This window comes from Halomonas shengliensis, from assembly GCF_900104135.1.
GTDB classification, from domain to species: domain Bacteria; phylum Pseudomonadota; class Gammaproteobacteria; order Pseudomonadales; family Halomonadaceae; genus Halomonas; species Halomonas shengliensis.
In genome coordinates, this window is the sequence record NZ_FNIV01000001.1 from 70,163 (window position 1) to 94,284 (window position 24,122).

24 protein-coding genes are annotated in these 24,122 nt (G+C 71.1%); 9 read left to right on the forward strand and 15 right to left on the reverse strand.

Translation table 11 applies throughout. From position 1 onward, the window contains the following. Window positions 1–8: 8 nt before the first annotated feature. From BLP95_RS00355 to BLP95_RS00385, 7 genes are all read right to left on the reverse strand, one after another. Window positions 9–212, reverse strand: coding sequence for a DUF1289 domain-containing protein (locus tag BLP95_RS00355; protein ID WP_089676217.1), 204 nt, complete (start codon window positions 210–212; stop codon window positions 9–11). After that, complete coding sequence (gene arfB / locus BLP95_RS00360) at window positions 209–622, reverse strand: alternative ribosome rescue aminoacyl-tRNA hydrolase ArfB (RefSeq protein WP_089676218.1); 414 nt, start codon at window positions 620–622, stop codon at window positions 209–211. Before arfB ends, BLP95_RS00355 begins: the two co-directional genes overlap by 4 nt. 19 nt (window positions 623–641) lie before the next feature. Continuing rightward, on the reverse strand, window positions 642–854 hold the full coding sequence (locus BLP95_RS00365) for a DUF3820 family protein (protein WP_089676219.1): 213 nt from the start codon (window positions 852–854) through the stop codon (window positions 642–644). A 39-nt stretch (window positions 855–893) separates the two neighbouring features. Then, complete coding sequence (locus tag BLP95_RS00370) at window positions 894–1,811, reverse strand: sensor domain-containing diguanylate cyclase (RefSeq protein ID WP_089676220.1); 918 nt, start codon at window positions 1,809–1,811, stop codon at window positions 894–896. Continuing rightward, window positions 1,802–2,599, reverse strand: a complete 798-nt coding sequence (locus tag BLP95_RS00375; RefSeq protein WP_089676221.1) for an EAL domain-containing protein — start codon at window positions 2,597–2,599, stop codon at window positions 1,802–1,804. Before BLP95_RS00375 ends, BLP95_RS00370 begins: the two co-directional genes overlap by 10 nt. Window positions 2,600–2,747: 148 nt before the next feature. Beyond that, on the reverse strand, window positions 2,748–3,515 hold the full coding sequence (locus BLP95_RS00380; RefSeq protein WP_089676222.1) for a DUF1499 domain-containing protein: 768 nt from the start codon (window positions 3,513–3,515) through the stop codon (window positions 2,748–2,750). Window positions 3,516–3,615: 100 nt separating this feature from the next. Continuing rightward, complete coding sequence (locus BLP95_RS00385) at window positions 3,616–4,491, reverse strand: sirohydrochlorin chelatase (RefSeq protein ID WP_089676223.1); 876 nt, start codon at window positions 4,489–4,491, stop codon at window positions 3,616–3,618. 151 nt (window positions 4,492–4,642) lie between these two features. On the opposite strand from BLP95_RS00385, the gene nfsA reads away from it, so the two are divergent. Further along, window positions 4,643–5,374 (forward strand): oxygen-insensitive NADPH nitroreductase, encoded by a 732-nt coding sequence (gene nfsA / locus BLP95_RS00390; protein WP_089676224.1) that lies wholly within the window; start codon window positions 4,643–4,645, stop codon window positions 5,372–5,374. Between the two features lie 13 nt (window positions 5,375–5,387). Here the strand turns inward: nfsA and BLP95_RS00395 are convergent, their stop codons facing one another. After that, window positions 5,388–5,927 carry a YgjV family protein gene (locus tag BLP95_RS00395; RefSeq protein WP_089676225.1) on the reverse strand — a complete coding sequence of 180 codons (540 nt, stop codon included), beginning with the start codon at window positions 5,925–5,927 and terminating at the stop codon, window positions 5,388–5,390. Window positions 5,928–6,036: 109 nt separating this feature from the next. Between BLP95_RS00395 and BLP95_RS00400 the strand changes: the two genes are divergently transcribed. The 3 genes from BLP95_RS00400 to BLP95_RS00410 are packed head-to-tail and all read left to right on the forward strand — an operon-like array spanning window position 6,037 to window position 7,481. Beyond that, window positions 6,037–6,606, forward strand: coding sequence for a nucleoside deaminase (locus tag BLP95_RS00400; protein ID WP_089676226.1), 570 nt, complete (start codon window positions 6,037–6,039; stop codon window positions 6,604–6,606). After that, complete coding sequence (locus BLP95_RS00405; RefSeq protein WP_218118497.1) at window positions 6,593–7,087, forward strand: metallophosphoesterase family protein; 495 nt, start codon at window positions 6,593–6,595, stop codon at window positions 7,085–7,087. The genes BLP95_RS00400 and BLP95_RS00405 overlap by 14 nt, the downstream gene beginning before the upstream one ends. Before the next feature lie 52 nt (window positions 7,088–7,139). After that, window positions 7,140–7,481: a hypothetical protein gene (locus tag BLP95_RS00410; RefSeq protein ID WP_089676227.1), complete on the forward strand. Its 342-nt coding sequence runs from the start codon at window positions 7,140–7,142 to the stop codon at window positions 7,479–7,481. Between the two features lie 24 nt (window positions 7,482–7,505). On the opposite strand, the gene BLP95_RS00415 is transcribed toward BLP95_RS00410, so the two are convergent. The 3 genes from BLP95_RS00415 to hmuQ are packed head-to-tail and all read right to left on the reverse strand — an operon-like array spanning window position 7,506 to window position 9,161. Next, window positions 7,506–8,507, reverse strand: coding sequence for an ion transporter (locus tag BLP95_RS00415; protein WP_089676228.1), 1,002 nt, complete (start codon window positions 8,505–8,507; stop codon window positions 7,506–7,508). 34 nt (window positions 8,508–8,541) lie between these two features. After that, on the reverse strand, window positions 8,542–8,829 hold the full coding sequence (locus tag BLP95_RS00420; protein WP_089676229.1) for a sll1863 family stress response protein: 288 nt from the start codon (window positions 8,827–8,829) through the stop codon (window positions 8,542–8,544). Further along, window positions 8,826–9,161, reverse strand: coding sequence for a heme-degrading protein HmuQ (gene hmuQ, locus BLP95_RS00425; RefSeq protein ID WP_089676230.1), 336 nt, complete (start codon window positions 9,159–9,161; stop codon window positions 8,826–8,828). Before hmuQ ends, BLP95_RS00420 begins: the two co-directional genes overlap by 4 nt. Window positions 9,162–9,350: 189 nt before the next feature. Here hmuQ and BLP95_RS00430 point away from each other — a divergent pair, with 189 nt between their 5' ends. The 3 genes from BLP95_RS00430 (at window position 9,351) to BLP95_RS00440 (ending at window position 11,852) form a co-directional block, all read left to right on the forward strand. Beyond that, the gene (locus tag BLP95_RS00430; RefSeq protein WP_089676231.1) at window positions 9,351–10,640 is read left to right on the forward strand and encodes an MFS transporter; all 1,290 of its coding nucleotides are present in this window, start codon (window positions 9,351–9,353) and stop codon (window positions 10,638–10,640) included. Between the two features lie 138 nt (window positions 10,641–10,778). Beyond that, on the forward strand, window positions 10,779–11,108 hold the full coding sequence (locus tag BLP95_RS00435; RefSeq protein ID WP_089676232.1) for a DUF427 domain-containing protein: 330 nt from the start codon (window positions 10,779–10,781) through the stop codon (window positions 11,106–11,108). A 24-nt stretch (window positions 11,109–11,132) separates the two neighbouring features. Further along, on the forward strand, window positions 11,133–11,852 hold the full coding sequence (locus tag BLP95_RS00440; protein WP_342670375.1) for a ZIP family metal transporter: 720 nt from the start codon (window positions 11,133–11,135) through the stop codon (window positions 11,850–11,852). An 86-nt stretch (window positions 11,853–11,938) separates the two neighbouring features. On the opposite strand, the gene BLP95_RS00445 is transcribed toward BLP95_RS00440, so the two are convergent. From BLP95_RS00445 to recC, 4 genes are all read right to left on the reverse strand, one after another. Further along, window positions 11,939–13,144, reverse strand: coding sequence for a GGDEF domain-containing protein (locus tag BLP95_RS00445; protein WP_245678638.1), 1,206 nt, complete (start codon window positions 13,142–13,144; stop codon window positions 11,939–11,941). Window positions 13,145–13,257: 113 nt separating this feature from the next. Further along, window positions 13,258–15,414 (reverse strand): exodeoxyribonuclease V subunit alpha, encoded by a 2,157-nt coding sequence (gene recD / locus BLP95_RS00450; protein WP_089676233.1) that lies wholly within the window; start codon window positions 15,412–15,414, stop codon window positions 13,258–13,260. Beyond that, complete coding sequence (gene recB, locus BLP95_RS00455) at window positions 15,407–19,309, reverse strand: exodeoxyribonuclease V subunit beta (protein WP_089676234.1); 3,903 nt, start codon at window positions 19,307–19,309, stop codon at window positions 15,407–15,409. Before recB ends, recD begins: the two co-directional genes overlap by 8 nt. Then, a complete protein-coding gene (gene recC / locus BLP95_RS00460; RefSeq protein WP_089676235.1) occupies window positions 19,306–22,992 on the reverse strand; it encodes an exodeoxyribonuclease V subunit gamma in 3,687 nt (1,228 codons plus the stop codon). The genes recB and recC overlap by 4 nt, the downstream gene beginning before the upstream one ends. Before the next feature lie 104 nt (window positions 22,993–23,096). Between recC and BLP95_RS00465 the strand changes: the two genes are divergently transcribed. Together BLP95_RS00465 and BLP95_RS17010 are read left to right on the forward strand one after the other, a co-directional pair. Then, a complete protein-coding gene (locus BLP95_RS00465) occupies window positions 23,097–23,747 on the forward strand; it encodes a flavin reductase family protein (protein WP_089676236.1) in 651 nt (216 codons plus the stop codon). 128 nt (window positions 23,748–23,875) lie between these two features. Next, window positions 23,876–24,088, forward strand: a complete 213-nt coding sequence (locus tag BLP95_RS17010; RefSeq protein ID WP_245678639.1) for a hypothetical protein — start codon at window positions 23,876–23,878, stop codon at window positions 24,086–24,088. Window positions 24,089–24,122 lie beyond the last annotated feature (34 nt).

Sequence of the window (24,122 nt, forward strand, 5' to 3'; positions counted from 1 at the left end):
CCGTGGATTCAGGCAGGAGCGTCGTCGGTGACCGGCCAGCCCTCGGCCTCCAGGCGCTGCCAGACCGCCTCGCGGGCATCCTCGTCCAGGCGCGACCAGGCGGCGATCTCTTCGAGGCTGCGTCCGCACCCCTCACAGCGGCCGCCGCCTGGTGTCACGCGGCAGATCCGCACGCAGGGCGAGGCCGGTCGATCCTGACGCCTTTTGCTCATGGGCTCACCTTGCCGCGCAGGGCCTTGGTCCTGCCCTTGCGGGTCTTGGCATCCACCCGGCGGCGCTTGGCGGCGCGGCTCGGCTTGGTGGGCTTGCGCACCTTGTGCTGCTTCACCGCCTCGCGGATCAGCTCGCTCAGCCTCTCCAGGGCATCCTCGCGGTTCTGCTCCTGGGTGCGGAAGCGCTGGGCCTTGATGACCACTACCCCGTCGCGGGTGATGCGCTGGTCGGAGAGCGCCAGCAGCCGCTCCTTGTAGAAGGGCGGCAGGCTGGAGCGGGGGATGTCGAAGCGCAGGTGGATGGCGCTCTCCACCTTGTTGACGTTCTGGCCGCCGGCGCCCTGGGCGCGGATCGGCTGGAGCTCGATCTCCCAGTCGCCGAGCGTCACGCTGTTGGAAATCTTCAGCATCACCGGGTCCGTGGTCGGGTCAGGAACGGCGCAGCGGCTCTAGTAGGCCGCCCAGGCCGTTGTGGTCGATCTCGTGCATAAGGGCGAGCAGTCGCCCGAGCTCGCCGTGGGGAAAGCCCTCGCGGGCGAACCACGCCAGGTAGGGGCCGGGCAGGTCGGCCAGCAGCCGCCCCTCGTACTTGCCGAAGGGCATGCGCATCCTCACCAGGGTCAGCAGGTCTTCGGGATTCACGGGCCACCTCACGGCTCGCCGATGGCAGGGGGCGCCATGCTACCCGGATTTCGTGGCCTTGCCCATGACCGGTTGCGCGGCCTCCAGCACCCGGTTGCGCCCTGCCTCCTTGGCGCCGTAGAGGGCGCGGTCGGCGCGCTCCATCAGGGCGTCGCTATCCTCGCCTGGGGCCAGCTCGGCGACCCCGGCGGAGAGGGTCAGGGTCAGCGGCGGCGCCTCCAGGGGCGTGGCGGAAAGCGCCAGGCGCAGACGCTCCATGGCCTGCCACCCCTCGGCCAAGGAGATGCCGGGCAGGATCACCAGGAACTCCTCGCCGCCCGTGCGCACCAGGTGGTCGTGCTGGCGCAGCGCCCGGCGCATGCGCATGGCCGCCTCGCGCAGCACGTTGTCGCCGGCGGCATGGCCGTGGCGGTCGTTGATTCGCTTGAAGTGGTCGAGGTCGCAGGCGGCGATGGCCAGCGGCGTGGAGTAGCGGCGGGAGCGGGCGATCTCCTCCTCCAGCAGCGCCAGGCCGGCGCGGCGGTTGAGCAGCCCGGTCAGCTCGTCATGGCGGGCCAGGAACTCCAGGCGCTGCTCCATGCGCTTGCGCTCGGTGATGTCCACCACGAAGGTGACCTTCTTCACCGCCCCCTGGTTGTCGACGATGCGTGCCGCCCGGGCCAGGATGTTGCGCAGCTCGCCGTCCTTGCCGTGCACCTCCCACTCTTGGGCCAGTTCCTCGTCATCCTCGCCGGCGATGAAGCGGTCGTGGAGCGCCTGCAGGATGGGGCGGTTGGCCTCCGGCACCACCAGAGTGAAGGGCTGGCCGATCAGCTCCTCCTCGCGGTAGCCATAGAACTCGCAATAGGTGGGGTTGACCCGCTCGAAGCGTCCCTGGGCATCGGTCACGCAGATGCCGATGGGGGCGGCCTGGATCACCCGCTCGACATTGTCGAGCCGGTCCGGTGTCAGCGGCATCGGGACACTCCGGCGGGAAGGGGAGCGAGCACCGCCGCGAAGGCGGGCTCGAGGTCGCCGGCCAGGGCATCCACGGCCGGGCGGGCATAGAAGTAGCCCTGCTGCAGGGGGATGCCGGCTTGGTGGAGCCAGCGCGCCTCGTCCACCTCCTCCACGCCCTCGGCGATCAGCTTGATGCCGAGCCGGCGGGCGGCGGCCACCATGGCATCGACCAGCGCCTGGCGGCGCGGGTCACGGTGGCAGCCCTGGATCAGCTGGCGGTCCAGCTTGAGCTTGTCGGGGGTCAGCTCGGTGAGCAGGTCGAGGTTGGCGTAGCCGGTGCCGAAGTCGTCCAGCGCCACGCGGAAGCCCATGCGACGGTAGGCGGTGATGATGTCATGCAGATGCTCGCGGTCGGTGATCTGCTCCGACTCGACCACCTCGAAGATTAGCTTCTCGAGCGGGAAGCCGGCGCGGCGCGACGCCTCCAGGGTGGCCTGGATGCACGCCTCGGGCTCGTAGACGGCGTTGGGCAGGAAGTTGATGGAGAGCGACTCCTGGATCCCCAGCCGGCTGGCCTGCTCGATGGCCTGCACCCGGCAGGCCTGGTCGAAGCGGTAGAGCAGCTCGTCGGTCACCCGTTCCAGCACCTGGCCGGCGGACTCGCCGCCGGCGCCGCGCACCAGCGCCTCGTAGGCGTGGATCTCGCGGCGCTCGAGATCGACGATCGGCTGAAAGGCCATGATGATGTCGAAGGGCAGGTCCCCCTCGCAGCGACGGCATTCCCCGTCCACTCTTGCGCAACCCATGGGGCCTCCTGTGGGCGATGTCGGCGATCGATACTCATGGCGGTCGGCCCGTGGGCGTACCGTCTTTTCTTCTTTTATGGTGCCGGGCCTCGCGTGGGGCCCGGTTCCTGCAGCATACAGGTTCCGCGGCGGCCTGACGCCCCTGCCGTCAGCGCAGCCGTGCCTCGAGGTCGGTCAGGAAGGTGTGGATGCGCGCGGCGTTGGTGCCCAGGTCGCTGCGCCCCAGGCGCGAGGCCGAGCGCACGTCGACCCGCACGCCATCGGCCTGCTCGGTGAGGCGCACCGCGACATCGTCCTCGAAGCCGAACCAGCGGGTGGTGGCGGTGGCCTCCAGGTGCGTCTCCTCCACCGCGGCGATGGCCCAGCCGCGTTCGCGCGCCTCGGCCTCGGCGGCGGCCATGACCTCGTCGAGCGGGCGATCCACCACCAGCGGCTGCAGGCCGGGGTAGGCACGGCGCTGCTGGCTGGCGAAGCGCTCGCCGGGGTAGTCCACGGCGTTGGGGGCGGCCTCGCGGGCGGCGGCCAGGGCCTCGAAGGCCGGCGGGTCCACCATGTCGGTGGTGATGTCATGGATCGGCGGTACCGCCTGGGCGCGCTGCATCAGCTGCCAGGGCACCGCCATCATCGCCGCCACCAGCGCGATCACCAGCAGGCCGACGAAGGCCGGCCGCCAGCGGCGGCAGAGGCTGGCGATCACCAGGGTCAGCAGGCCCAGGGCGGCGGCGCCGACGCCCAGGTAGGCGCCCAGGCGCAGCAGGTCGAAGGCGGTGCCCAGCGGCAGCAGGCCGAGGCGATGGGCCGGGCCGGCGCCGCCCATCAGGACCGCGGCGGCCACCAGCAGCAGCACGCCGAGCCAGGCGGGGGCCGTCGGCCAGCGGCCACCGCGTGGTCGAGGTCTCAGGCTGAAGGTCGACATGGGCTCTCCCTGTGGCGATTGTTGTTGTGGCCACAGCATACCGATTCGCGCGGTGAGGTTGGACTGTGCCATTCCACGCTGGTCCTGCTGCCTTGAGTCGCTACGCCCGCGGTGGCAGTGCCAGCAGCAGCGGTTCCCCGGCCAGCCCCTGGGCGACGCGGCTGGCGAGCAGCTCGAGGATGCCGTCGTGCTCGCCCACCAGCCGGCTGGGGGTGACCGAGAGCCCCGGCGAGGCGGCCATGGCCCGCGCGGCGATCTCGGCGATGTCGCCGCCCTCGCCGGCGTGGCGACCGGGGGAGAGGAACAGCATCGCCAGGATCACCTCGCGACCGGCCAGCGCCGGGTCGGCAAGCAGGTCCTCCAGCAGCGGCTCGTTGAAGCGGTACGCCTCGCCCTCGCGGCGCTCCATGGAGGCGAAGGTGACGCTGCCCGCCTCGCCCTCCAGCAGGGCACCCAGCTGGCCGGCCAGCACGTTGCGCACCGCGGCCACCTCGGGGATCGGGCTGCCGTGGTCCACCAGCACCACCGTGGGGCGGCACGCATCTTCGCCGCCCTCGCGGGCCGGTCCCATGGCCTCTCGGACATTGTCGGCCAGCAGGCGCGCCAGGCGCAGGTCCAGGCCGTGCAGGGTGTTAAACAGCGGCAGCGCCACCCGAACCGCCAGGCGCGGATGTGCCGCCTGTACCTCCGCCAGGCGCTCCGGCAGGTAGCGGGTCAGCGCCTGGCTGGGACCGAAGAAGAAGGGCACCACCACCAGTTCCGTCTCCCCCTCGGCGGCCAGTCGCTCCGCCAGCGGGCCCAGGGTCACCGCCTTCTCCCCCTCCAGCCGCTCGGCGGGCACCTTGTGGGAGTGCAGCAGCGAGGCGGCCTCCACCGTCTCGCCGGTGCGTCGCGCTAGCGCCGCGGCCAGGCGGCGCAGGTTGAGGGTGGCCTGGGGGCGCAGGGAGCCGTTGTCGACGAGCAGGATGCGTGGCATGCGGGGCCTCGGGGCGGCAAGGGAGAGAGGTCACACCCTAGCCGGCGCCGGCGGCGCTGAAAAGCACGGCGGTGAAAGGCGGTGCAAGCGGCGGGCGCGTCATGGAACAATGAGCGGGATAACGACACACCCACCCGTCGAGCGAGGCCCCATGAACCCCACCATCGAGTTGCTGAAGTCCCACCGCTCCATCCGCAAGTTCACCGACCAACCCGTCTCCCGGGAATTGCTGGAGACGCTGATCGAGGCCGGCCAGGCCGCCGCCACCTCCAGCCACGTGCAGGCCTACTCGGTGATCCATGTGACCAAGCCAGAGAACCGCGAGGCGATCGCCGAGCTCGCCGGCGGCCAGGGCTACGTGGCCAGCTGCGGCGCCTTCCTGGTGTTCTGCGCCGACATGAAGCGGCCCACCGACGCCGCCGAGCGCACCGGTGCGCGGGTGGTGCGCGGCATGACCGAGCAGCTGCTGGTGGCCACCGTGGACACCGCGCTGATGGCCCAGAACGTGGCGGTGGCCGCGGAGTCCGAGGGGCTCGGCATCTGCTACATCGGCGGCATCCGCAACAACCCCCAGCAGATCAGCGACCTGCTGGGGCTGCCGGACCACGTCTACCCGGTGTTCGGTATGTGCCTCGGCTATCCGGCCCACGACCCCGACGTGAAGCCGCGCCTGCCGGTGTCGGCCATCCTCAAGGAGGACCGCTACCAGGACGACGGCGAGGCGGTGGCCGCCTACGACGATGCCATGCACGCCTACTACCAGAGCCGCAAGGGCGGCCCCAAGGACACCACCTGGTCGCGCAACCTCACCCCGCTGTTCGACACCAAGCTGCGCCCCCACATGCGCGACTTCCTGGTCAAGCGCGGCTTCGAGATGAAGTGATCCGCGCCCGGGGTCAGGCCCCGCCGTCCTCGAACGCCTCGGGATAGCGGCGCTTCGCCCGCCACAGGCGCCAGATGGTGAAGGCGTTGGTGACCACCACCAGCGCCTCGGCCAGCGAGCCGCCCACGGCGCCCACCAGCAGGTGGCTGAGCAGCCAGGCCACCGCGGCCAGCCCCAGCATCACCCGCATGGGGATGCCGCGCAGCAGGAACATGCCCACGGTGCCGAGCACCATGGCCACCAGCGCCGGCAGGTCGGCCCAGCCCTGCCAGGTGACCAGGGCGGCCACGGCGCTGGCCGCCAGTACCCCGGCCATCACCGCCTTGCTGCCCGGGTAGCGTCGCGCCAGGGCGATGCGCACGATCACCAGCACGGTCAGCGCCGCCGCGGTCCAGCTCTCCAAGAACAGGAACTGCAGGGCGAAGGCGACATTGGCCGAGATCAGCAGCACCAGCAGGCGCTCGTCGCGCTTGCTGGCGAAGGCGGCGATGCACAGCAGCAGGGCGGCCAGGCCGGCCGCCTGGCCGGCCAGGGCGGTGGGGTTGTCCAGCATCGGTGCTCCGGGCGGGAAGGAAACGCCGCACAGCATACCCGCTCCGGCGGCGGTTGACGCAAGCCGCCGGCGCCGCGCATCTTGGCAGCACCACCCAGCAGGAGGCGCCATGGACACACTGCTCGATGCCAGCACCCCGGTCAGCGAGGCGGCACTCGTCGCCATCGCCTACATGCCCACCCGTAGCCTGCCGACGCTGATGAACGACGACTTCGCCCGCCGGCTCTCCGACGCCGACTTCATGCGCATCGCCGTGTGGCTGGCGCAGAAGAGCTTCGACGAGGGCGGCTGTCCCATCGGCGCGGTGATCGTCGACAACGCCACCCGGCGCATCCTCGGCAAGGGCCACAACACCCTGGTGCAGGAGAACCACCCCTACCACCACGGCGAGACCTCGGCGCTGCGCGACGCCGGGCGCATCGACTTCGGCCGCACCACCCTCTTCACCTCGCTGAGCCCCTGCGAGATCTGCGCCACCCTGCTCAGCATGCGCGGCTTCTGCCGGGTGGTGGTGGGCGACGTCACCAACGCCTCGGGCACCGAGCCGCTGCTCAAGGCCCGGGGCGTGCGCGTGGATATCCTCGAGGATGCGCGCGGCATCGAGCTCTACGCCCGCTTCCGCGCCGAGAAGCCCGAGCTGGACCTGGAAGACTGGAAGGGGCTGAGTGCCACCCGCTGAGCGGACCTTCGCCCTCGAGGCGCCTGTCGGGGTGATCAGCGACACCCATGGCCTGCTGCGTCCCGAGGCGCTGACACTGCTGGAGGGCTGCGGGCTGATCCTGCACCTGGGCGACGTGGGCCACCGTGACGAGGACGCCGCCATGCTCGAGCGGCTGGCCGAGCTGGCCCCGGTGCTGGCGGTGCGCGGCAACGTCGACACCGCGCCCTGGGCCGAGGCGCTGCCGATGACCCTCGACCTCACGGTCAACGGCTGGCGCCTGCACCTGGTGCATCGCCTTTCCGACCTCGACCCGGCCACCGCCTGCGACGCCGTGCTTCACGGCCACTCCCACAAGCCCCGCAACGAGTGGCAGGAGGGGCGGCTGCTGTTCAACCCGGGTGCCGCCGGCAAGCGACGCTTCCGGCTGCCCATCACTCTGGGCAAGCTGTGGGCCGACCCTCGCGGCCTGCGCGGCGCCATCCTGCACCTGCCGCTGTGATGACGGCCCCTCGCGCCCTGCGCTGCTCACTCCCCGGGAGGGAAGACACCTCGTGAACGACCCTGACGATCTCGCCCCGCGCCTGCGGGAACGGCTGGAGCAGCTGCCTTCCGAGGCGCTGCCGATCAGCTACCACCAGGCCGCCGAGGCGCTGGGGCTCTCGCCGCCGCGTACCATCCAGCGCGTCGCTCAGGCCCTGGAGGCGCTGATGCGCGAGGACGTCGCCGCCGGGCGGCCGATGATCGCCACCCTGGTGGTCAGCCGCCGCGGCGACCTGCCTCGGCAGGGCTTCTTCGACCTGGCGGTGGCGCTCGGCCGCTTCCCGGCCGACCCGGCCGCGCATGAGGCGGCCTATCGGCAGGAGCTGGAGCGGGTCATGGCGCTGCGGGAGTAACCAGTAGTCGAGGTCAGGGCGAAGTCACTCATAGCGGTGTTGCCAGCCCTTCACCGCGATCTGCTCCTTGAGCAGCTCCAGCATGTCCACCAGCACCTGCTCGGTGACCTGCTCGGTGTGCGGGTCGGTGCGCAGCCAGGCGTCGAAGCCGCTCTCGGCGAGGTGCTCCACCAGGGCGGTGAACTCCGGCGACTGCAGCCCCGCCAGGGCCTCGTTGACCAGCCGGCAGGCCAGGTCGGAGAGCGAGGCCTCGAGCCCGCGGGTCAGCTGGCCGCCCAGCGGCAGGCGCTCCAGGCGGCGGACCTCCGGGCTCTCCGCCAGGGTGCGGCCCACCAGGCCGCGCACGTAGCGCAGGATGTCCTCGCGGTTGTGGGTGTAGGCGCTGTCGGCCATCGCCTCCAGGCGCTGGCTGATCTCGTGGATCAGCGCCTGCTGGCGGGGGCGCACGACCTGCTCCACCACGCCGCGGGAGAGCGAGTCGCTGGCGCGGATCTCCGCCTGGACGTTGTCCAGCAGGCGGATGGCGATGCGGTCGGTGAGCTCCTCCAGCAGGATGTCGTAGTACTTGGCGAACACGCCGTAGAGGTACCAGCGGCGCACGTCGATCAGCCCCATGCGCTGCAGGCGATGCAGCAACGAGATCACGCGCAGGATGCGCAGCAGACGGAAGCCGCCCACCGGAATGCAGCCCAGCACGTCGTACCAGTGCACGAAGGGGTAGAAGAACCAGCGGTGGTAGCGCCGCTCGGCGATGGCCACCGCCCAGCCAAGCAGCACGTCGAGCACGAAGACGGCCACGAAGGCCAGGTCGATGGCCAGGAAGTTGGCGTGGACATGGCGCTCGTAGGCGCCGTGCAGGCCCGGTGCCGTGGCCTCGAAGGCGGCATTGAGCGGCGCCAGCAGGAAGAGGCTGTCGAACAGCAGCAGCGACAGGTTGGCGACCACCAGGGCGATGACCAGCAGGTCCCACCCTAGGTGAAGCCGCTCCAGGGTGGGATGCAGGCGTCTCTCTCGGGTCTCGCTCATGCTGGCGCCTCCCCGGGGCCGTCAGCCGGCCCGGCTACTTGAAGCGCGAGCGGGCCTTCTCGAAGGCGTCGCTCATCGACTCCCATGCACGCTCCGCGCCCGCCCGGATGTCGTCCCAGGCGTCGTCGCCGGCCTCGCGCAGCTCCTCCAGCCTGCGGCGCACCTCCTCGCGCCTCTCCTCCAGGCGCTCGGCCTCCTTCTCCCGCTCGATGCGGGCATCGGCATCGGCGCCGCGGGCCTGGGCCTTCAGCTTGTCGATCTCCGCTTGCCACTCGTCCAGCTTGGCACGCAGCTTCTGCTCGTAGGCGTCACGGTGGCTCATGCGTCACTCTCCTCGTTGTCGACGGTCTGGATGACCTCGAAGCCCTCGAAGCTCGGCGGGCCCAGGTAGAGCCCCTCGCGCTTGCTCTGGCCGGCGTTGGCGTGGGCCTGGCGGAAGGCCTCGGAGCGGGTCCAAGCCTCGAAGTCCTCCCGCGAGCGCCACACGGTATGGGAAGCATAGAGCACATGTTCCTCGCGCTCCGGTCCGCGCAGCATATGGAAGGCCTCGAAGCCGGGCAGCCCCTGCAGGTGGGTCTCGCGCTCCAGCCAGATCTGCTCGAACTCCTGCGTGCGCTCGGGGTTGACCCGAAAACGGTTCATGGCGATATACACGGCGTGATCTCCCTGTCTGGTGACACTGCCGCCCGACCATGACAGCTCGCCCCGGGCGGGACAAGGTCGCATCTGCGGGTCGCGGCCCTTGTCGATACCGCCATGCTGCTCCACGCTGGGAGGGTGCCGGCGCGTCTGCCCCCGTGACGGCGGCGACGCACTTCCTCCACGCGGTCTGGCGGAGGACACATGATGAGGCTTACCAGCACGGGGTTCGCCATCCTCGGGGCCGGGCTGATCGCGATCAGCTACGGTCTCGCCCGTTTCGCCTTCGGGCTCTTCGTCCCCCCGATCCGCGACGAGTTGGGCCTCTCCTCCTACGTGATCGGCATCATCGGCTCGCTGCCGCTGATCAGCTTTCTGCTGGCCACGGCGGTGGCGCCCCTGATCACCGACCGCCTCGGTGCCCGTTATACGGCGGTGCTCTCCGGCGGTTTCGGCGTCGCCGGGCTCATGCTGATCAGCCGGGCCACGGGCCCGGTGATGCTGGGCTCTGGGGTGTTCGCCTGCGGCATCTGCACCGGCCTGATGATGCCCGCGCTCACCGCCGCCATGCAGGCGATGGTGAGGCGCTCGTTGCACGGGCGGGTCAGCTCGGTGATGAACGCGGGCACCAGCATCGGCGTGATCGTGGCCGTGCCCACGGTGCTGTTCATGGTCGGCGCCTGGCGCCTCGCCTATCTCTCCTTCGCCGTCATGGCCGGCCTCGGCGTGATTGCCGCCTGGCTCTTCTTGCCCTCGGTCTCGCGCATCGTGCCGGCGGATGCGGCAGACCCACCGCCGCTCAATGAGCTGCCCTGGTCGCGCCTGGTCAGGCTCACGCTGTTCGCCTACCTGATGGGCTTCGTTTCCGCCGCCTACTGGATCTTTGCGCCCGACCTGGTGGTGAGCCTCGGCGAGCTGCCCGCCAGCGCTACCGCCTGGCTGTGGTTCGCGGTGGGCCTGGCCGGCCTGGGTGGCGCCGTGGTGGCCGACCTGGCCGATCGCAACAATCCACCGATCACCCAGGCGCTGATGCTGATGATGCTCTCCGCGAGCCTGGCGCTGCTCGCCGCCAGCCCCGCCCAGCCGCTGCTGGCGGCCTTCTCCGCGCTGGTCTTCGGCCTGGCCTACATGAGCCTGGCCGGGCTCTACCTGATGACCGGCATCCGCCTGCTGCCTGGCCGCCTCTCCGTCGGCCCGGTGTTGCCCTTCATGGCGGTATCGCTGGGCCAGGCCACCGGCTCGCCGGCGGTCGGTGCGCTGGTGGGAAGCTTCGGCTACGCCGACGCCTTCGCCATGTTCGCCGCGCTGGGTATCCTGGTGGCCGTGCTCTCGCCCTTCTACCCGGGCGCCATCGCCCAGGCGGAGGAGGAAGAGGTCGCCGAGGAGGAGACCGGCCTCCAGGCGGCCTACGACCAGCAGCTCCAGAACGAGGAGGGCGAGCCGCTGGAGGACCCCCTCGAGGAGGAAGAGGAGCAGGTCACCACCACCTGGTGAGCGGACCAGTTGGCCGAGAGTTCGCCCGGCCATGACGTGTCAGGCTGGACGTTGGTCATAAGCGATCTGTCGTCGGCGATGGCGCCCAGGCCTGTTACGCTATGCAGATCAATATTAGAAAAAACACAGAGAATGATCATGGACGATGCCACCGAGCCCCGCATCACGCTGCATCCGCATTCCCGCCGGGTGCGCGTCGTCATCGATGGCACCCTGCTTGCCGACACCACCCGCGCCATCGAACTGCGCGAACGTGGCTACCCGCCACGCCAGTATCTCCCCCGCGAGGATGTGCGAATGGACCTGCTGACTCCCTCGGACACTGTGACCCACTGCCCTTTCAAGGGGAATGCCTCCTACTTCACCTTTGGTGAGCATAAGGATTTGGCGTGGAGCTATGGGCGGCCGAAGGAAGGAATGGAGGCGATCGAGGAGCGGGTGGTCTTCTATCGAGGCGTCATCGACTGACATGCCTGGCGGGCGAGCGTGACCATGATGAATGAAGTAGTGAAGATCGTCGTACTGACGCTGATCGCCGGCCTGGCGATGCCGCTGGGGGCGACGCTGGCGGCGGTCGAACGGATACGGCCATTCTGGCTGGAAAACGAGCTGCGCCACGCCGTGATCGCCTTCGGGGGAGGGGCGTTGCTCGCCGCCGTGGCCCTGGTGCTGGTGCCGGAGGGAATGCATGGCCTGCCGCCGTGGGCGGTGGTGGCGTCCTTCGTCAGCGGCAGCCTGCTGTTCATGTTGCTGGACATGCGGCTGGCGGCGAACGACACCCAGCTCAGCCAGCTGGTCGCCATGCTCTCCGATTTCGTGCCGGAGGCCCTGGCGCTGGGCGCGGCGTTCACCTTCTCGGAGAGCGCGGGGCTCCTGATGGCCGGCATCATCGCCCTCCAGAACATGCCGGAAGGCTTCAATGCCTATCGGGAGATCATGGCGTCCACCGACTATCGGCGCCTGCCCATCATCGGTGCCTTCGTCCTGATGGCCCTGCTGGGGCCCATCGCCGGGCTCACCGGCTATGCCTTCCTGGCCGAGTATCCCCGAGTGATCTCCTGCATCATGCTGTTTGCGGCCGGCGGTATCCTGTACATCATCTTCCAGGACATCGCCCCCCAGGCCAGGCTGAAGAGCCACTGGGCGCCTCCCCTGGGCGCTTCCGCCGGCTTCCTGCTTGGCGTGGTGGGCAAGATGCTGACGGGGGCATGACCGGCAGCCGACGACTTCTCCATCCATGTCGCCGATGGCCTGGCTTTGGGCTCGCGCTCCCTGTGGTGGCAGTCCTGACTGTCCCGTCACGCCTCGTCACTCACTTCCTGGCTCACCACGGCCCGATTCCTGCCGGCGTGCTTGCCGGCGTAGAGGGCCTGGTCGGCCTGCTGGATCAGGGTGTCCAGGTCGGCGTCCTCGTCGACGCCTCCGGCGATGCCGATGGTGACGGTGAGGCGGTGCTCCGGCAGCGCTTCCATCACCTCAAGGTCGCTGATCCTCTGCTGCAGGCGTTCCGCCACCATCAGCGCCTCCCTGGGGTGAGTGTCCGGCAGGGCGACGATGAACTCCTCTCCGCCGAAGCGGCCGATCACGTCCTGGGGCCTCAGGGAACGCTGGCAGGTCTCCGCGAGCGCCGCCAGCACCCGGTCGCCTTGGCCGTGCCCCCAGGTGTCGTTGATGGCCTTGAAGTGGTCCACGTCGATCATGAACAGGCTGAAGGGCGCCTTCTCGTGCCGCGCGCGGCGCAGCAGCGCCTCGGCGCGGGCCATGAAGTGGCGGCGCGAGTCCAGGCCGGTCAGCTCATCGCGCTCGGCGACCTGGCGCAGCTGCGCCTCCAGCGACTTGCGATGGGCGATCTCCTCCATCAGCTGGCGGTTCTGCACCCGCTCCTCCTCGAGCAGCGCGAACTGCGTCCGCTGCAGCCGCTCCAGGCGCAGCAGGGCGAAGAAGCCCACGGCGTTGGTCATCACCAGCAGCAGTCCGATGCGCAGCACCACCACGGCCGAGATGTCGGTCATCGCCACCGCCGAAGCAAGGAACCCCAGGTTCAGGTAGAGGCTGGCGAAGGCCACCACCGGCAGCAGGTTGGGGATCAGCAGGTAGAAGGCGATGGTGGCCACCACCAGCGCGGTGACCTGGGTGGCGAGGCTCTCGGGGCGCAGGAGCACGATCAGGATGATGCCCGTCGCCAGTATCCACAGCGGCAGGGCGTGCAGCCACAGCCGGCGGCTGAAGTCGCCGAGGCGCCCGATCGCGACCGCCAGCGCCAGGCAGGCGACCACCACCACCAGGCGCATGGCGAGCAGCAGGGTCAGCTCTATGCTCGGCTCGAGGTAGTGATAGTCGGAGATGGCGAACATGCCGAAGACCGGCGCCGCCACGCAGAGCGCCAGGCTGGATTCGAGTCGCGCCCGGGGCGCGATCTCGCGGCGATAGCTCGCCTCCCTGGCCGGCTCCAGGAACTGGCCGGTGAGCCGGTGCAGCGGATAACGTGGGGTGGGTGATGACAAGGGCCGCTCTCCCGGTCCTGGGGTGGTCGATGACATGAGCAGGGGGTCGGCGCCGCCGGCCCGCTGCAATATAAGCGTTACCGGGTTACGGGAAAACGGCTGGTCGCCAACGCTCAGCCGCCGCCCAGCCCGCTGACCCGCATCACCCGCCGCTCCACCGCGTCCAGCAGCTGGCCGCGCCCGGTCTCCACCAGGGTGAGCCAGTGCCTGGCGCGGGTGATGCCGGTGTAGACCAGCTCCCGGGTGAGGATCGGGTTGGGGGCGTCGGGGAGCAGCAGGGCGGTGTGGGTGAATTCCGAGCCCTGGGACTTGTGCACCGTCATGGCGAACACCGTCTCCACCGCCTGCAGGCGGCTGGGCAGCACCCACTTGACCTGGCCGCTGCCGTCCCCGGCGGGGAAGGCGACGCGCAGCGCCGGGCCACGGCCTGTGCCCTCGGCGGAGGCCACCCCGGGCAGCGCCAGGGTGATGCCGATATCGCCGTTCATCAGTCCCAGGCCGTAGTCGTTGCTGGTCACCAGCACCGGGCGCCCGGGGTACCAGAGCCGGCGGCCCTCGCCGCTGTCGATCAGGCCTTCTTTCTCGAGTGCGGCGCGGATGCGCTCGTTCAGGCCCTCCACGCCCCAGGGGCCGCGGCGCAGGGCACAGAGCAGCTGGAACCGGCCGTGGGCGTCGAGCACCTTGCGTGCCCAGTCGTCCAGGTCCTCGCGGTCGACTTCGCCATTGGCACTCAGCTGCGGCGCGGCGGACTGGATGACCGCGAGATAGTGGCGATAGCCCACCGGCGGCGGCAGCGGCGTGCCGTTCACCACACGGCCCTCGCCACCGTCGGGGAAGCCGGCGGCATGGCCCGAGACCACCAGCCGTTCGAGGCCGCGATCATGGTCGGTCTCCAGCCTGAGATGCGAGAGGTCGGCGTAGCCGTGGCCCAGCACCTCGCGGATGGCGGCGCGCTTCTCGCGTCCCGGGGCGTCGCGATTCACCGCACCGGCGAGCCGGCCGATGCCGCTCGCGGCGTCGAAGCGGTGGCTGACCCGCAGCATGGCGATGGCCTGGTCCAGCGCCGTGCCCTCGGCGTCGAGCATCTCGGCGGGCAGCGCCTGGCCGATGGCCTGGCGGAGCCAGTCGGCGGTCTCGGTGGTGTAGTGGCCGCCCTCGGCACGGGCGCACAGGTCGCCCAGCACCGAGCCGGCTTCCACGGAGGCGAGCTGGTCCTTGTCGCCGAGCAGCACCAGGCGGGCGCGGGGCGGCAGGGCGTCGAGCAGCGCGGCCATCATCTCCACGTCGACCATGGAGGCCTCGTCCACCACCAGCACGTCCAGCGGCAGCGGGTTTCGGGCGTTGTGGCGGAAGTGGCGGGTATCGGGGCGCGAGCCGAGCAGCCGGTGCAGGGTGGTGACCTCGGTGGGAATGGCGCGGCGGAGCGGCTCGGTATCGCTCCCCCCACCCCCGAGTAAAGGAGCAAGCGCATCCAGATCGAGCCCCGAGACCTGCCCGGCGATGGATTCGTTGAGCCGCGCGGCGGCCTTGCCGGTGGGGGCGGCCAGGCGGATGCGCAGCGCGCGGCTGCCTTCGCCCAGCGCCAGGGTCTGCAGCAGGGCGAGCAGCTTGACCACGGTGGTGGTCTTGCCGGTGCCGGGGCCGCCGGTGATTACCGCGAAGGGCGAGCGGGCGGCCAGGGCGCAGGCGGCCTTCTGCCAGTCCAGGGTGTCGCTCGCGGGGAAGAGGGCGGCCAGGGCCCGGGCCAGGGTGGCGGGGTCGCGGGCGTCGCTGGCATCGCCCTCCAGCCGGGCGGCGATATGCTGCTGGATCGAGCGCTCGTGGTGCCAGTAGCGGCGCAGGTAGAGGCGGGTGGCGTCGAGCACCAGTGGCGTGTTGCCGGGGCCGTCGCCGACGATCAGCGGGTGAGCGAGCGCCGCCTGCCAGTCGGTGAGGGCCAGCGCACCCAGCAGGGCGCTGGGGCGTGGCGGCGGGTCCTCCAGGCTGTCGCCCTCGGGGGGCAGCGAGAGGGCCAGGTCCGGCTCGGCCAGTGTCTGCGCCAGGTCGAGGCAGACATGGCCGCGGCCGAGCTGGTGACTGGCCAGCGCCGCGGCGAGCAGCAGCGGGGCGGGGGCGTCCGGCACCTCCCGGGCCAGGAAGGCGGCGAAGGCGCGGTCCAGGGCGCGCAGCCAGCCGCGGGCCACCCAGCGGTCGAGCAGGGTGAACAGCGCCTCGCCGTCGTGCAGGGCCTCGGCGGTGGCGGCCTCGGGGGTAGGCGGGTGGTCACTCATGGCAGGGCTCCTCTCGCGTGGCGCGCTCGGCGTCGCGGAACAGGGCGTCCAGGTCCTCGATCAGCCGGCGCGGCGGACGCTCGCGATGCACGCCGCGGGAGGGGGCGTGGAGCCCGCGCAGGAAGACGTAGAGCGCCCCGCCCAGGTGGCGATCGATGTCGTAGTCGGGCAGGCGTGCCCGGAGCAGGCGGTGCAGGGCCAGCAGGTAGAGGCAGTACTGCAGGTCATAGCGCTTCTCGCGCACCGCCTCCGCCATGGCCGCCTCGCTGTAGGCCTCGTCGTCGCGGCCCAGGTGGTTGGATTTCCAGTCCAGCACGTAGAAGCGCCCCTCGTGCTCCACCACCAGGTCGATGAAGCCCTTGAGCATGCCGTTGAGGCGGTCGCGCTCGAGCGCCGGCCGCGCGGCGCCGCCCAGGGTGTGAGCGCTCACCAGGGCGTCGAGGCGGGTGGTGTCGACGTGGCGGGCGGCGAACCAGAACTCCATCTCCACCTGATAGTGAGCGCTTCCCAACCGGTCCAGGCGCAGCGGCGCGAGCGCGCCCTCCGGGGCGCTCGGCAGCGGCAGCTCGCAGGCCAGCAGGCTCCGCAGCCAGGCCTGCAGCGCCGGGATGCGCTCGCGCCAGCCGCGCAGGTTGGCGCGCCGGGCCAGGGTGTCATCCAGGCGCCCAGGCTCGGCGGCCAGCCGCACGAAGCCCTCGGCGCCGGCCCACTCCAGCAGGCCGTGGAGGAAGGTGCCCGCCGCCGGGCCGCGGGGGAAGCGGTGGAGCGAGTCATCACTCGCCGGCTGGCCCGGCTGCGCCGGGTCCTGGGGCTCGTCGCGCATCTCCCGGGCGGTGGCCTCCAGAGCGGTTTCGGGCTCTGTCGAGAGCGCCGTTTCGGGTTCTTCCAGAAGAGCTGGCTCTTTCTCCCCACCCCCGATCCTCTCGCCACCCAGGCGTAGCGCCGAGTAGCTGGCGATCCACCAGTGCTCCCGGGCGCGGCGGGCCGGCGTCAGTGCCTCGCGCAGGGCCTCGCCGTTCTCCTCGACGGGCACCGCGAGATCGCTGGGCTCCGGCGCCGGCAGCACCTTCAGTTCGGTTTCCTCCGCGCCCTGGGCGAGGGGGAACAGGGCATCGATCAGGCCATCCGTCGAGCTTGGCGAGAGTGGCGCACCGGCGGTGAGCACCTGGCCGATGGCGCTGCGCTCGAAGCCCTTGAGCGGCGCGAGGCCCAGCCAGGTGGCGTGGCGGGCGCGGGTCAGCGCCACGTAGAGCTTGCGCAGGTCCTCCCCCAGGCGCTCGTCGTCGGCACGGGCCAGGGCGTGCTCGTCGGGGGCCAGCGACAGCCGGCGGCGGCCCGCCGCGTCGTGCCAGGTGAGCGGCAGGTCGCCGGCCTTCCTCTCGCGGAAGGCGCAGATGAAGGGCAGGAAGACCAGCGGATACTCCAGCCCCTTGGACTTGTGGATGGTGATTACCTGCACCAGGTCGGCGTCGCTCTCCAGGCGCAGACGATGGGTGTCGGCCTGCGCCGGAGGCTGGGCGCGGGCCTCGCTCAGGTGGCGCAGCAGGGCGTGCTGGCCATCGAGCTCGGCACTGGCCTGCTGCAGCAGCTCGCCCAGGTGCAGCAAGTCGGTCAAATGGCGCTCCCCACTGGCGTTCCTGAGCAGCCGGGTGGGCACGGCGAAGTCGGCAAGCAACCGGTGCAGCATGGGCAGCACGCCCTGGCGCTGCCACTGGCGGTGGTAGCCCCGGAACTGCAGCACCTGTTCCTCCCAGGCCAGCTCGTCGTGCTGCAGCGCGTCGAGATCGGCGAGGCCCATGCCGAGGCTCGGCATGGCGAGCGCCGCATGCAGGCGCCGCTCGCTGTCGGGCTCGGCACAGGCCGCCAGCCACACCTCGAGCTCTAGGGCCGCCGGGGTCTCGAAGACGCCTTCCTTGTCGGAGAGGTAGACGCTCCTGATGCCGCGGGCCAGCAGCGCGCCGCGGATCGCCTTGGCCTCGCTGGCGTTGTTGACCAGCACGGCGAGGTCCGACGGTGCCAGCGCGCGGAAGGGCTCGCCGGCCTCGGCGAAGCCGGTGCGCCCGGCCTGGCCCTCGCGTAGCAGGGTGGCCATCTCGGTGGCGCAGCGCTCGGCCATGGTGTCGAAGTAGGCGCCCTTGCTCATGCCCTTCTCGGCATCGTCGCCCTGCGCCGCAAGGTGCCACAGCGTCAGCGCGGGAAGCACCGTACCGTCGCGGATCAGGGTGTCCTTTCTCCCTTTCGCGGCCACCGGTAGAAAGGGCACCGGGTTGTCGCCTTCGGATGAGCGGAACAGGAAGGCGCCGCGGCCGGCGGGGTGGGCGTCGGCGAAGCGGAAGACGCGGTTGACGGCCTCCACCATGGCGCTGGCGGAGCGGAAGTTGGTGCCGAGCGTCACGTGGCGCCCGGCGGTGTCGCGGCGCGCCTGCAGGTAGGTGTGGATGTCGGCGCCGCGGAAGGCGTAGATCGCCTGCTTGGGGTCGCCGATCAGCAGGATGCCGCTGGGGTCCTCGGGGTCCGGTGCCTGGGCGAGGCGGTAGACGTGGTCGAACAGCCGGTACTGCACCGGGTCGGTGTCCTGGAACTCGTCCACCAGCGCCACCGGGAACTGTCGGCGTACCTGGGTGGCCAGCGCCTGGCCGGCGGGCCCGTCGAGGGCCTCGTCGAGACGCTCGAGCAGGTCGTCGGGGCCGAGTTCGGCGCGGCGCTGCTGCACCCGGCGGCGACGCTCGCCCATCCAGCGCACGGCGTGGGCCAGCAGGTCGGCGCGGGCGTCGGGCAGGGCCTCGAGCCGTTCGGGCAGTTCGGCCAGGGCGTGCAGGGCGGGGTGGTCCAGGGGCTCGCCGGTCTTCCAGATCTCGGCCATGCCCTCGGGCGTCAGGCGCTTCCAGGCGGTATCGGTGAGCGCCGGAGCGGTGAGTTCGGGGTCCTGGGCCCAGTCGCGCAGTTTCGCCAGCCAGTCGGCGCGGCTCTTGCTGTTGAGCTTGCGCTGGTCGAAGGCCTTGGCGGCGGCGGCCGTCTCGAGTCGCTCGGCGAGTTCGTCGAGCCAGGCGGGCCAGGGCGCCTTGAGCTCGGTGAGCACCCGCTCGCGTTCGGCGCGCATGGCGGCCAGGGCGCCGGCGGGGGGCGGGGCGTCGGGGAGCAGGTCGGCCTCGCCCTGCAGGCGGCGCACGTCCTCCACCAGATCGTCCGGGGTCTCCCAGTGGCGGGTGACCACCGCCAGGGCATCGGCGTCCAGGGCGTAGTAGAAGCTGCGCCAGTAGTCCCGGGCGACCTCCAGCTCGAGCTCGGACTGGTCGAGGTTCATCTCCAGCGAGAAGAGGCTGCCGCTCTCGAAGGCGTGCTCGCGCAGCATGCGGTGGCACCAGGCGTGGATGGTGGAGACCGCAGCCTCGTCCATCCACTCGGCGGCCAGCTGCAGGCGGCGGGCGCAGGCGGGCCAGCGCTCGCGGGGGTAGCTGTCGCGCAGGGCCAGCAGCGGATCGCCGCCGGGCTTTTCCACCGCCGCCGAATTATCCACGGCTTCCGAGTTATCCACCGGTGGTTCGGCGAAGAGATCCCCTGTCATGGACGGGGCTTTCCCCGGCGCTTCGTCTGCTGAGTCGCCCGCTGCTTCCAGAAACGCATCCGCGGCCTCCACCAGCCGGGCGCGGATGCGGTCGCGCAGCTCGCGGGTGGCGGCGTTGGTGAAGGTCACCACCAGGATCTCCGGCGGGGTAAGGGCGCGGGGGAAGCTCTCGGCGTCGTCCTCGTTCCGCGGGCCCAGCACCAGGCGCACGTAGAGCAGGGCGATGGTGAAGGTCTTGCCGGTGCCGGCGCTGGCCTCGATCAGCCGGCTGCCGGTAAGCGGCAGGTGGGTCGGGTCCAGGGTGGGGGGCGTGTGGTGATCGCTGCTCATGCCTGGCCTCCCTTGCCACTGTTTCCCTTACCCTTGCTCGTCCTCGGCTTGCGCACCGCATGCAGCAGCGGGGCATAGAGCCGCTCGGCCAGCTCGGCGAAGCCGCCACCTTCCGGCGAGTGCAGCAGCGCCTCGAGCGCCGGCCACTGACGCATCAGGTAGGGATCGCGGCCGCGCTCGCCATGGTCGTTGTTGTAGCCGCTGCCGTGGAAGGTGGTGTCCAACGCCTTCCAGGCCTTGGCGTCCTCCTCGCTGGCCTTGCCGGCAAGGCAGCGTTGCATGGCCTGGGGCGTGCCGCCCTTCTCCAGCCAGGCGAAGGCAGAGTCCCGGGCTAGCGGCAGCGGGGTGGCCATGCCGTGCTGCCAGGCGGCGGCGATGTCGGCGAGGTGGGCCCGGGCCTGCTCGGCGGGTATCGGGGCCAGGGTGCCGCCGCCGGCGCGGGAGAGCAGGCGGGTGGTCATGGGGCCCTGCAGCTGGCCGGCCAGATGAGCGACCCAGGGGCCGATCCAGTGGCGCCACTGGTACTTGCCCTTCTTCACCAGGCTGCTGGTGACCAGCAGCAGCCGGCAACGCTCCATGGCGTCGTTGACGCGCAGCTCGCCCAGCCAGTCCTCCAGGGCGAGGCCTGCGCTCCGACTCTCATCCCACCCTTCGCCCAGCGCCTCGCCAAGCGCCAGCGAGATATCCAGCGGCGCCTGCATGGCATGGGGCCATTCCGCGAGGGCCTGGCGGTAGTCGGCGAAGAGGGTCTCCATGGGCTCGACGAGGCTGTCGCGCATCCGCTCGGCGAAGCCGCCCATGGCCAGGCGCCCCTGTCGCTCGAGGCGCTCCAAAGTGGCCAGCATGGCTGGCTCATGGGGCTCGCCGGCCTCCACCGCCACGCGGCTCGCCTCGATCAGCGCCTGCTGCAGCTGCCAGTGGTCGAGGCCGTCCAGGGCGAAGGGCTCGTGGTCGAGCCGCTCCATGGCCTCCGTTTCGAGATGGACCCTGAGCCGGGTGGTATAGAAGGCCTGCACCGGCGCCTTGAGGAAGTTGCCCAGCTGCGCCAGGGTCAGCGGGCGCTCCTGCCGGTAGGGCGCGAGCGGCGGTTCCACCGCCGGGGACGGTGCCGCCTCGGCCTCGGGGCGGTGCAGCTCGCGCCACTCGTGGGCGTAGGTGAAGAGTCCCGAGCCCTCTCTATCGGTGCCCGGTGCCGCACCACGGAAGTACTCGATGCTGAACGGCTGCAGCGGGTGCTCGGTGGTCAGCGCCTTCAATAGCGCCCTGCCACCGTCGTCGTCCTCTCTTCCCTCCAGCTTCCAGCCCCGGGCGAGGTGGTCGCGCAGCTGGCCCAGCAGCACCGAGGGGGGCTGCTCCGTGTTGTCGACGATGCTGCGCCCCACCCAGCTGATGCTCAGCCGGTCGCGGGCCGAGAGCAGCGCCTCCAGGAAGAGGTAGCGGTCGTCCTCGCGGCGCGAGCGGTCGCCGGGGCGGTAGTCCTGGGCCATCAGGTCGATGTCCAGCGGGCGCTGCACCCGCGGGTAGTCGGCGTCGTTCATGCCCAGCAGGCAGACGTGGCGGAAGGGGATGGCGCGCATCGGCATCAGGGTGGCGATGTTCACCGCCCCGGCCAGGAAGCGCTGGGAGAGGCTCGCCTCGTCCACCTGGGCGAGCCAGTGCTCGCGCACCACCGAGAGCGGCAGGGGCTCGGTCAATCCGGCCTCCTCGGCGCTCTCCTGCCACGCCTCCAGCGCCTGCTCGAGGCGGGTCAGCGCCATCAGATCCTGGTCGGCCTCGGCCAGGAAGCAGGCCGAGAGCAGCTCGCGCAGCCGCTCGCCCCAGCTGGCCACGTCGCAGGGCTCGGCCAGCCGCCGCCACTGTTCCTCCAGGGTGTCGATCATCGTCACCAGGGGGCCGGCCAGCGCCGCCTCGAGCCCGCCGATGTCGTCATAGGGCTCGATCGCCTGCCAGGGGCCCTCGGCGGCGGCGCCCACCGCGTAGCCCAGCAGCAGGCGGCGCAGGCCGAAGGCCCAGGTGTTGGCGGTGAGGCCCTCCGGCAGGTCGAGGCTCTGGCGCTGGCGGGCGTCGAGCCCCCAGCGGATGCCGGCGCCCTCGATCCAGCGGCGCAATGTGGGTAGGCCATTCTCCGGGATACCGAAGCGCGCGCGTATCGCCGGCACCTCCAGCAGGTCGAGCAGGTCGCTCACCGAGAGACGCAGCTCCGGCAGCCGCAGTAGCTGCTCGAGGGCGATCAGCAGCGGCAGGCGGTGGCGGCTCGCCTGGTCGGAGAGGGTGAAGGGGATATGCCGCGGATCGTCGGGGTCCAGCCGGCCGAACACCGCCTGCACCGCGGCGGCGTACTGGTCCACGTCCGGCACCATCACCAGGATGTCGCGGGGCCTGAGGGTGGGGTCCTCGCTGAAGGCGGCGAGCAGTTGGTCGTGGAGGACCTCCACCTCGCGCAGGGCACTGTGGGCGACCTGGAAGCGCAGCGAGCGGTCGCGGCTTGGGTCCACGGCGGGCCAGGCCTCGCGGGTCTCGGCGAGCGGGCGCAGCTCGAGGATATCGTCCTGCAGCTGGCGCAGCAGGCTGGGCTCGGCGTTGCTTTCCCCTTCACCCAGCGGTGAGTCGAAGAGGTCGATGCGCAGCGCCTCACCCTCGAAGAGGTGGCGGTAGGCCTGGGCCTCGTCGAACTCGTCCAGCAGGCGCAGGGTGTCGCGGCCCTGCTTGCCCCAGGCGGCCAGCAGCGGCTGGGCATGGAGGTGCAGCTCGGTCTCGGCGAGGTCCGCCGGCATACCGGGGCGGCGCCGCTGGCGCTTCCTCTCGGCGCGAAGCAGCTCCTTGTGCTCGATGATGTCCGCCCAGTAGTGGCGGCAGGGGTTGTGCATGCAGAGCAGCACCTGGCTCACCCGCGCCATGGCGGCCAGCGCCTCCAGGGTCTGGGCGGGCAGCGAGGAGATGCCGAACACCACCACCCGCCGCGGCAGGCCGGGCGGACGCTGTGTCGCATCGAGCGCCTGGCAGGCCGCGAGGAAGCGCTCGTGCACCGCCGCGCGGCTGGAGGCCAGGCCCGCCTCACCGTGGGCGCTTTCGATGTCGTCGCGCAGCGCCCGCCACAGCTCGGCCTGCCAGCGCTGCTCCTCGGCGAGCGGGCGTGATTCGCCCCGGGCGGTGAGGATCACGTCCTCGCCCGCGGCCCAGGCGGCGAGCCAGTCGGCGCGGTAGACCTGGTACTGGTCGAAGAGGTCGGCCAGGCGTTCGGCGAGCTGGTGGCGCTTGCGCAGGTCGTCGTCGCCTTCCAGGAAACGTGCCAGGGGGGTGAAGGTATCCGAGTCGAGCAGGGCGGGCAGCAGGCGCATCAGCCGCCACACCAGGCGCGGCTTGTCGAAGGGCGAGACCGGCGGCACCGCGTCCTCGCCCTCCCGTTGAGAGAGTACGGAGCGGTAGGCCTGCCACAGGAAGCGCGCCGGCAGGGTGACATCCAGCGCCGCGGCGATGCCGGCGCCGCCCCGCTCGCGGTCCTCGGCCAGCGCCAGCTTCAGCCACTGGCTGATGCCGTTGCTCTGCACCAGAATCGTCTCGTTCTCCAGCACCCCCAGCGGATGGCCGCGCATCCACTCCACCGCCAGGCCGCGCAGGACCTCCAGGCGGTTGCCGTGGATCACCATGAAGCCGGGCTGCAGGGAGGCGTCGTGAGCGGGCATGGCGCGGTTCCTTCGCTGGGTGCCGGGGAGACAGGGTCATGGTGCCACAGCGAGGTTCTGGATGGGCTACCATCGGGGCATCGCGATTCTCACGGAGCCCTGTCATGAGCGACTACCTGCTGGAGGAACACCCCCTGAGCCCGGGCAAGGTCTACCGCCTGCTCTCGGGCAGCATCTGCCCACGCCCCATCGCCTGGGTCTCGACCCTGGACGCGGCGGGCAACGCCAACCTGGCGCCCTTCTCCTTCTTCAACGTGGTGAGCGTCAACCCGCCGGTGCTGGGCTTCTCGCCGCTGCTCGACGGCGACGGCCATCCCAAGGACACCATCCGCAACCTCGCTGAGGTGCCGGAGTGCGTGGTGCATATCAGCGGCGAGGGGCTGGTGAACGAGATGAACGCCACCAGCGCGGGGCTCGAGCACGGCGACGACGAGTTCGTGCATGCCGGCCTCGAGAAGGTGGCGATGCCCGGCGTATCGGTGCCGCGGGTGGCCGGTGCCCCGGTGGCCTTCGGCTGCCGGCTGAGGGAGATCGTGCGCTTCGGCGACCAGCCCCTGGCCGGCAACCTGGTGCTGGCCGAGGTGGTGTCGATCCATGTCGACGACGCCCTGTGGGACGGCCGCCACGTGGATGCCGAGGGGCTCAGGCCCATCGGGCGCATGGCCGGCAACGACTACGCCCGCTGCACCGACCTCTTCGAGGTGGAGCGCCCCGCCTCGGGCAGCGCCATGAGCGCCCAGCAGCGCGGCGGTTGAGCCTGACCATGGGCTCCGCGCCACTCACGACGCCGGACGGGCGCTATATCGTGGTCCGGGGCCGCCTCTGGCGCTGCTCTGACCCTTCACTGCCGGAACCACAGCGCAAGGACGCGGTGCAGCGGCTGATGCAGGCCCGTCGCGACGTGGGCCAGGCTCGTCGGGAGGGCGACGCCCGTGCCGAGCGCGAGGCCCGGGAACGGGTCGATGCCGCGAAGCATGCGCTGGGTGAACGTGGGCCGGTATGGTGGGAGGACGGTGCTCCCGACCACACCCGGCGCAAGGTCGAGAACACGCCCTATGCCGGCTGGTACGCGGGCTTGCGGGCTCGGCGAGGATGACCCGCGTCTGGCCCCACCTTGCGGCTGGCATCCG

What these genes read in the sequence shown, in the direction of transcription:
- BLP95_RS00355 (WP_089676217.1), bottom strand. Translation starts at nt 212, where the DNA reads ATGAGCAAAAGGCGTCAGGATCGACCGGCCTCGCCCTGCGTGCGGATC.
- arfB (WP_089676218.1), bottom strand. Translation starts at nt 622, where the DNA reads ATGCTGAAGATTTCCAACAGCGTGACGCTCGGCGACTGGGAGATCGAG.
- BLP95_RS00370 (WP_089676220.1), bottom strand. Translation starts at nt 1,811, where the DNA reads ATGCCGCTGACACCGGACCGGCTCGACAATGTCGAGCGGGTGATCCAG.
- BLP95_RS00375 (WP_089676221.1), bottom strand. Translation starts at nt 2,599, where the DNA reads ATGGGTTGCGCAAGAGTGGACGGGGAATGCCGTCGCTGCGAGGGGGAC.
- BLP95_RS00380 (WP_089676222.1), bottom strand. Translation starts at nt 3,515, where the DNA reads ATGTCGACCTTCAGCCTGAGACCTCGACCACGCGGTGGCCGCTGGCCG.
- BLP95_RS00385 (WP_089676223.1), bottom strand. Translation starts at nt 4,491, where the DNA reads ATGCCACGCATCCTGCTCGTCGACAACGGCTCCCTGCGCCCCCAGGCC.
- nfsA (WP_089676224.1), top strand. Translation starts at nt 4,643, where the DNA reads ATGAACCCCACCATCGAGTTGCTGAAGTCCCACCGCTCCATCCGCAAG.
- BLP95_RS00395 (WP_089676225.1), bottom strand. Translation starts at nt 5,927, where the DNA reads ATGCTGGACAACCCCACCGCCCTGGCCGGCCAGGCGGCCGGCCTGGCC.
- BLP95_RS00400 (WP_089676226.1), top strand. Translation starts at nt 6,037, where the DNA reads ATGGACACACTGCTCGATGCCAGCACCCCGGTCAGCGAGGCGGCACTC.
- BLP95_RS00415 (WP_089676228.1), bottom strand. Translation starts at nt 8,507, where the DNA reads ATGAGCGAGACCCGAGAGAGACGCCTGCATCCCACCCTGGAGCGGCTT.
- BLP95_RS00420 (WP_089676229.1), bottom strand. Translation starts at nt 8,829, where the DNA reads ATGAGCCACCGTGACGCCTACGAGCAGAAGCTGCGTGCCAAGCTGGAC.
- BLP95_RS00430 (WP_089676231.1), top strand. Translation starts at nt 9,351, where the DNA reads ATGATGAGGCTTACCAGCACGGGGTTCGCCATCCTCGGGGCCGGGCTG.
- BLP95_RS00435 (WP_089676232.1), top strand. Translation starts at nt 10,779, where the DNA reads ATGGACGATGCCACCGAGCCCCGCATCACGCTGCATCCGCATTCCCGC.
- BLP95_RS00440 (WP_342670375.1), top strand. Translation starts at nt 11,133, where the DNA reads ATGATGAATGAAGTAGTGAAGATCGTCGTACTGACGCTGATCGCCGGC.
- recD (WP_089676233.1), bottom strand. Translation starts at nt 15,414, where the DNA reads ATGAGTGACCACCCGCCTACCCCCGAGGCCGCCACCGCCGAGGCCCTG.
- recB (WP_089676234.1), bottom strand. Translation starts at nt 19,309, where the DNA reads ATGAGCAGCGATCACCACACGCCCCCCACCCTGGACCCGACCCACCTG.
- recC (WP_089676235.1), bottom strand. Translation starts at nt 22,992, where the DNA reads ATGCCCGCTCACGACGCCTCCCTGCAGCCCGGCTTCATGGTGATCCAC.
- BLP95_RS00465 (WP_089676236.1), top strand. Translation starts at nt 23,097, where the DNA reads ATGAGCGACTACCTGCTGGAGGAACACCCCCTGAGCCCGGGCAAGGTC.
- BLP95_RS17010 (WP_245678639.1), top strand. Translation starts at nt 23,876, where the DNA reads ATGCAGGCCCGTCGCGACGTGGGCCAGGCTCGTCGGGAGGGCGACGCC.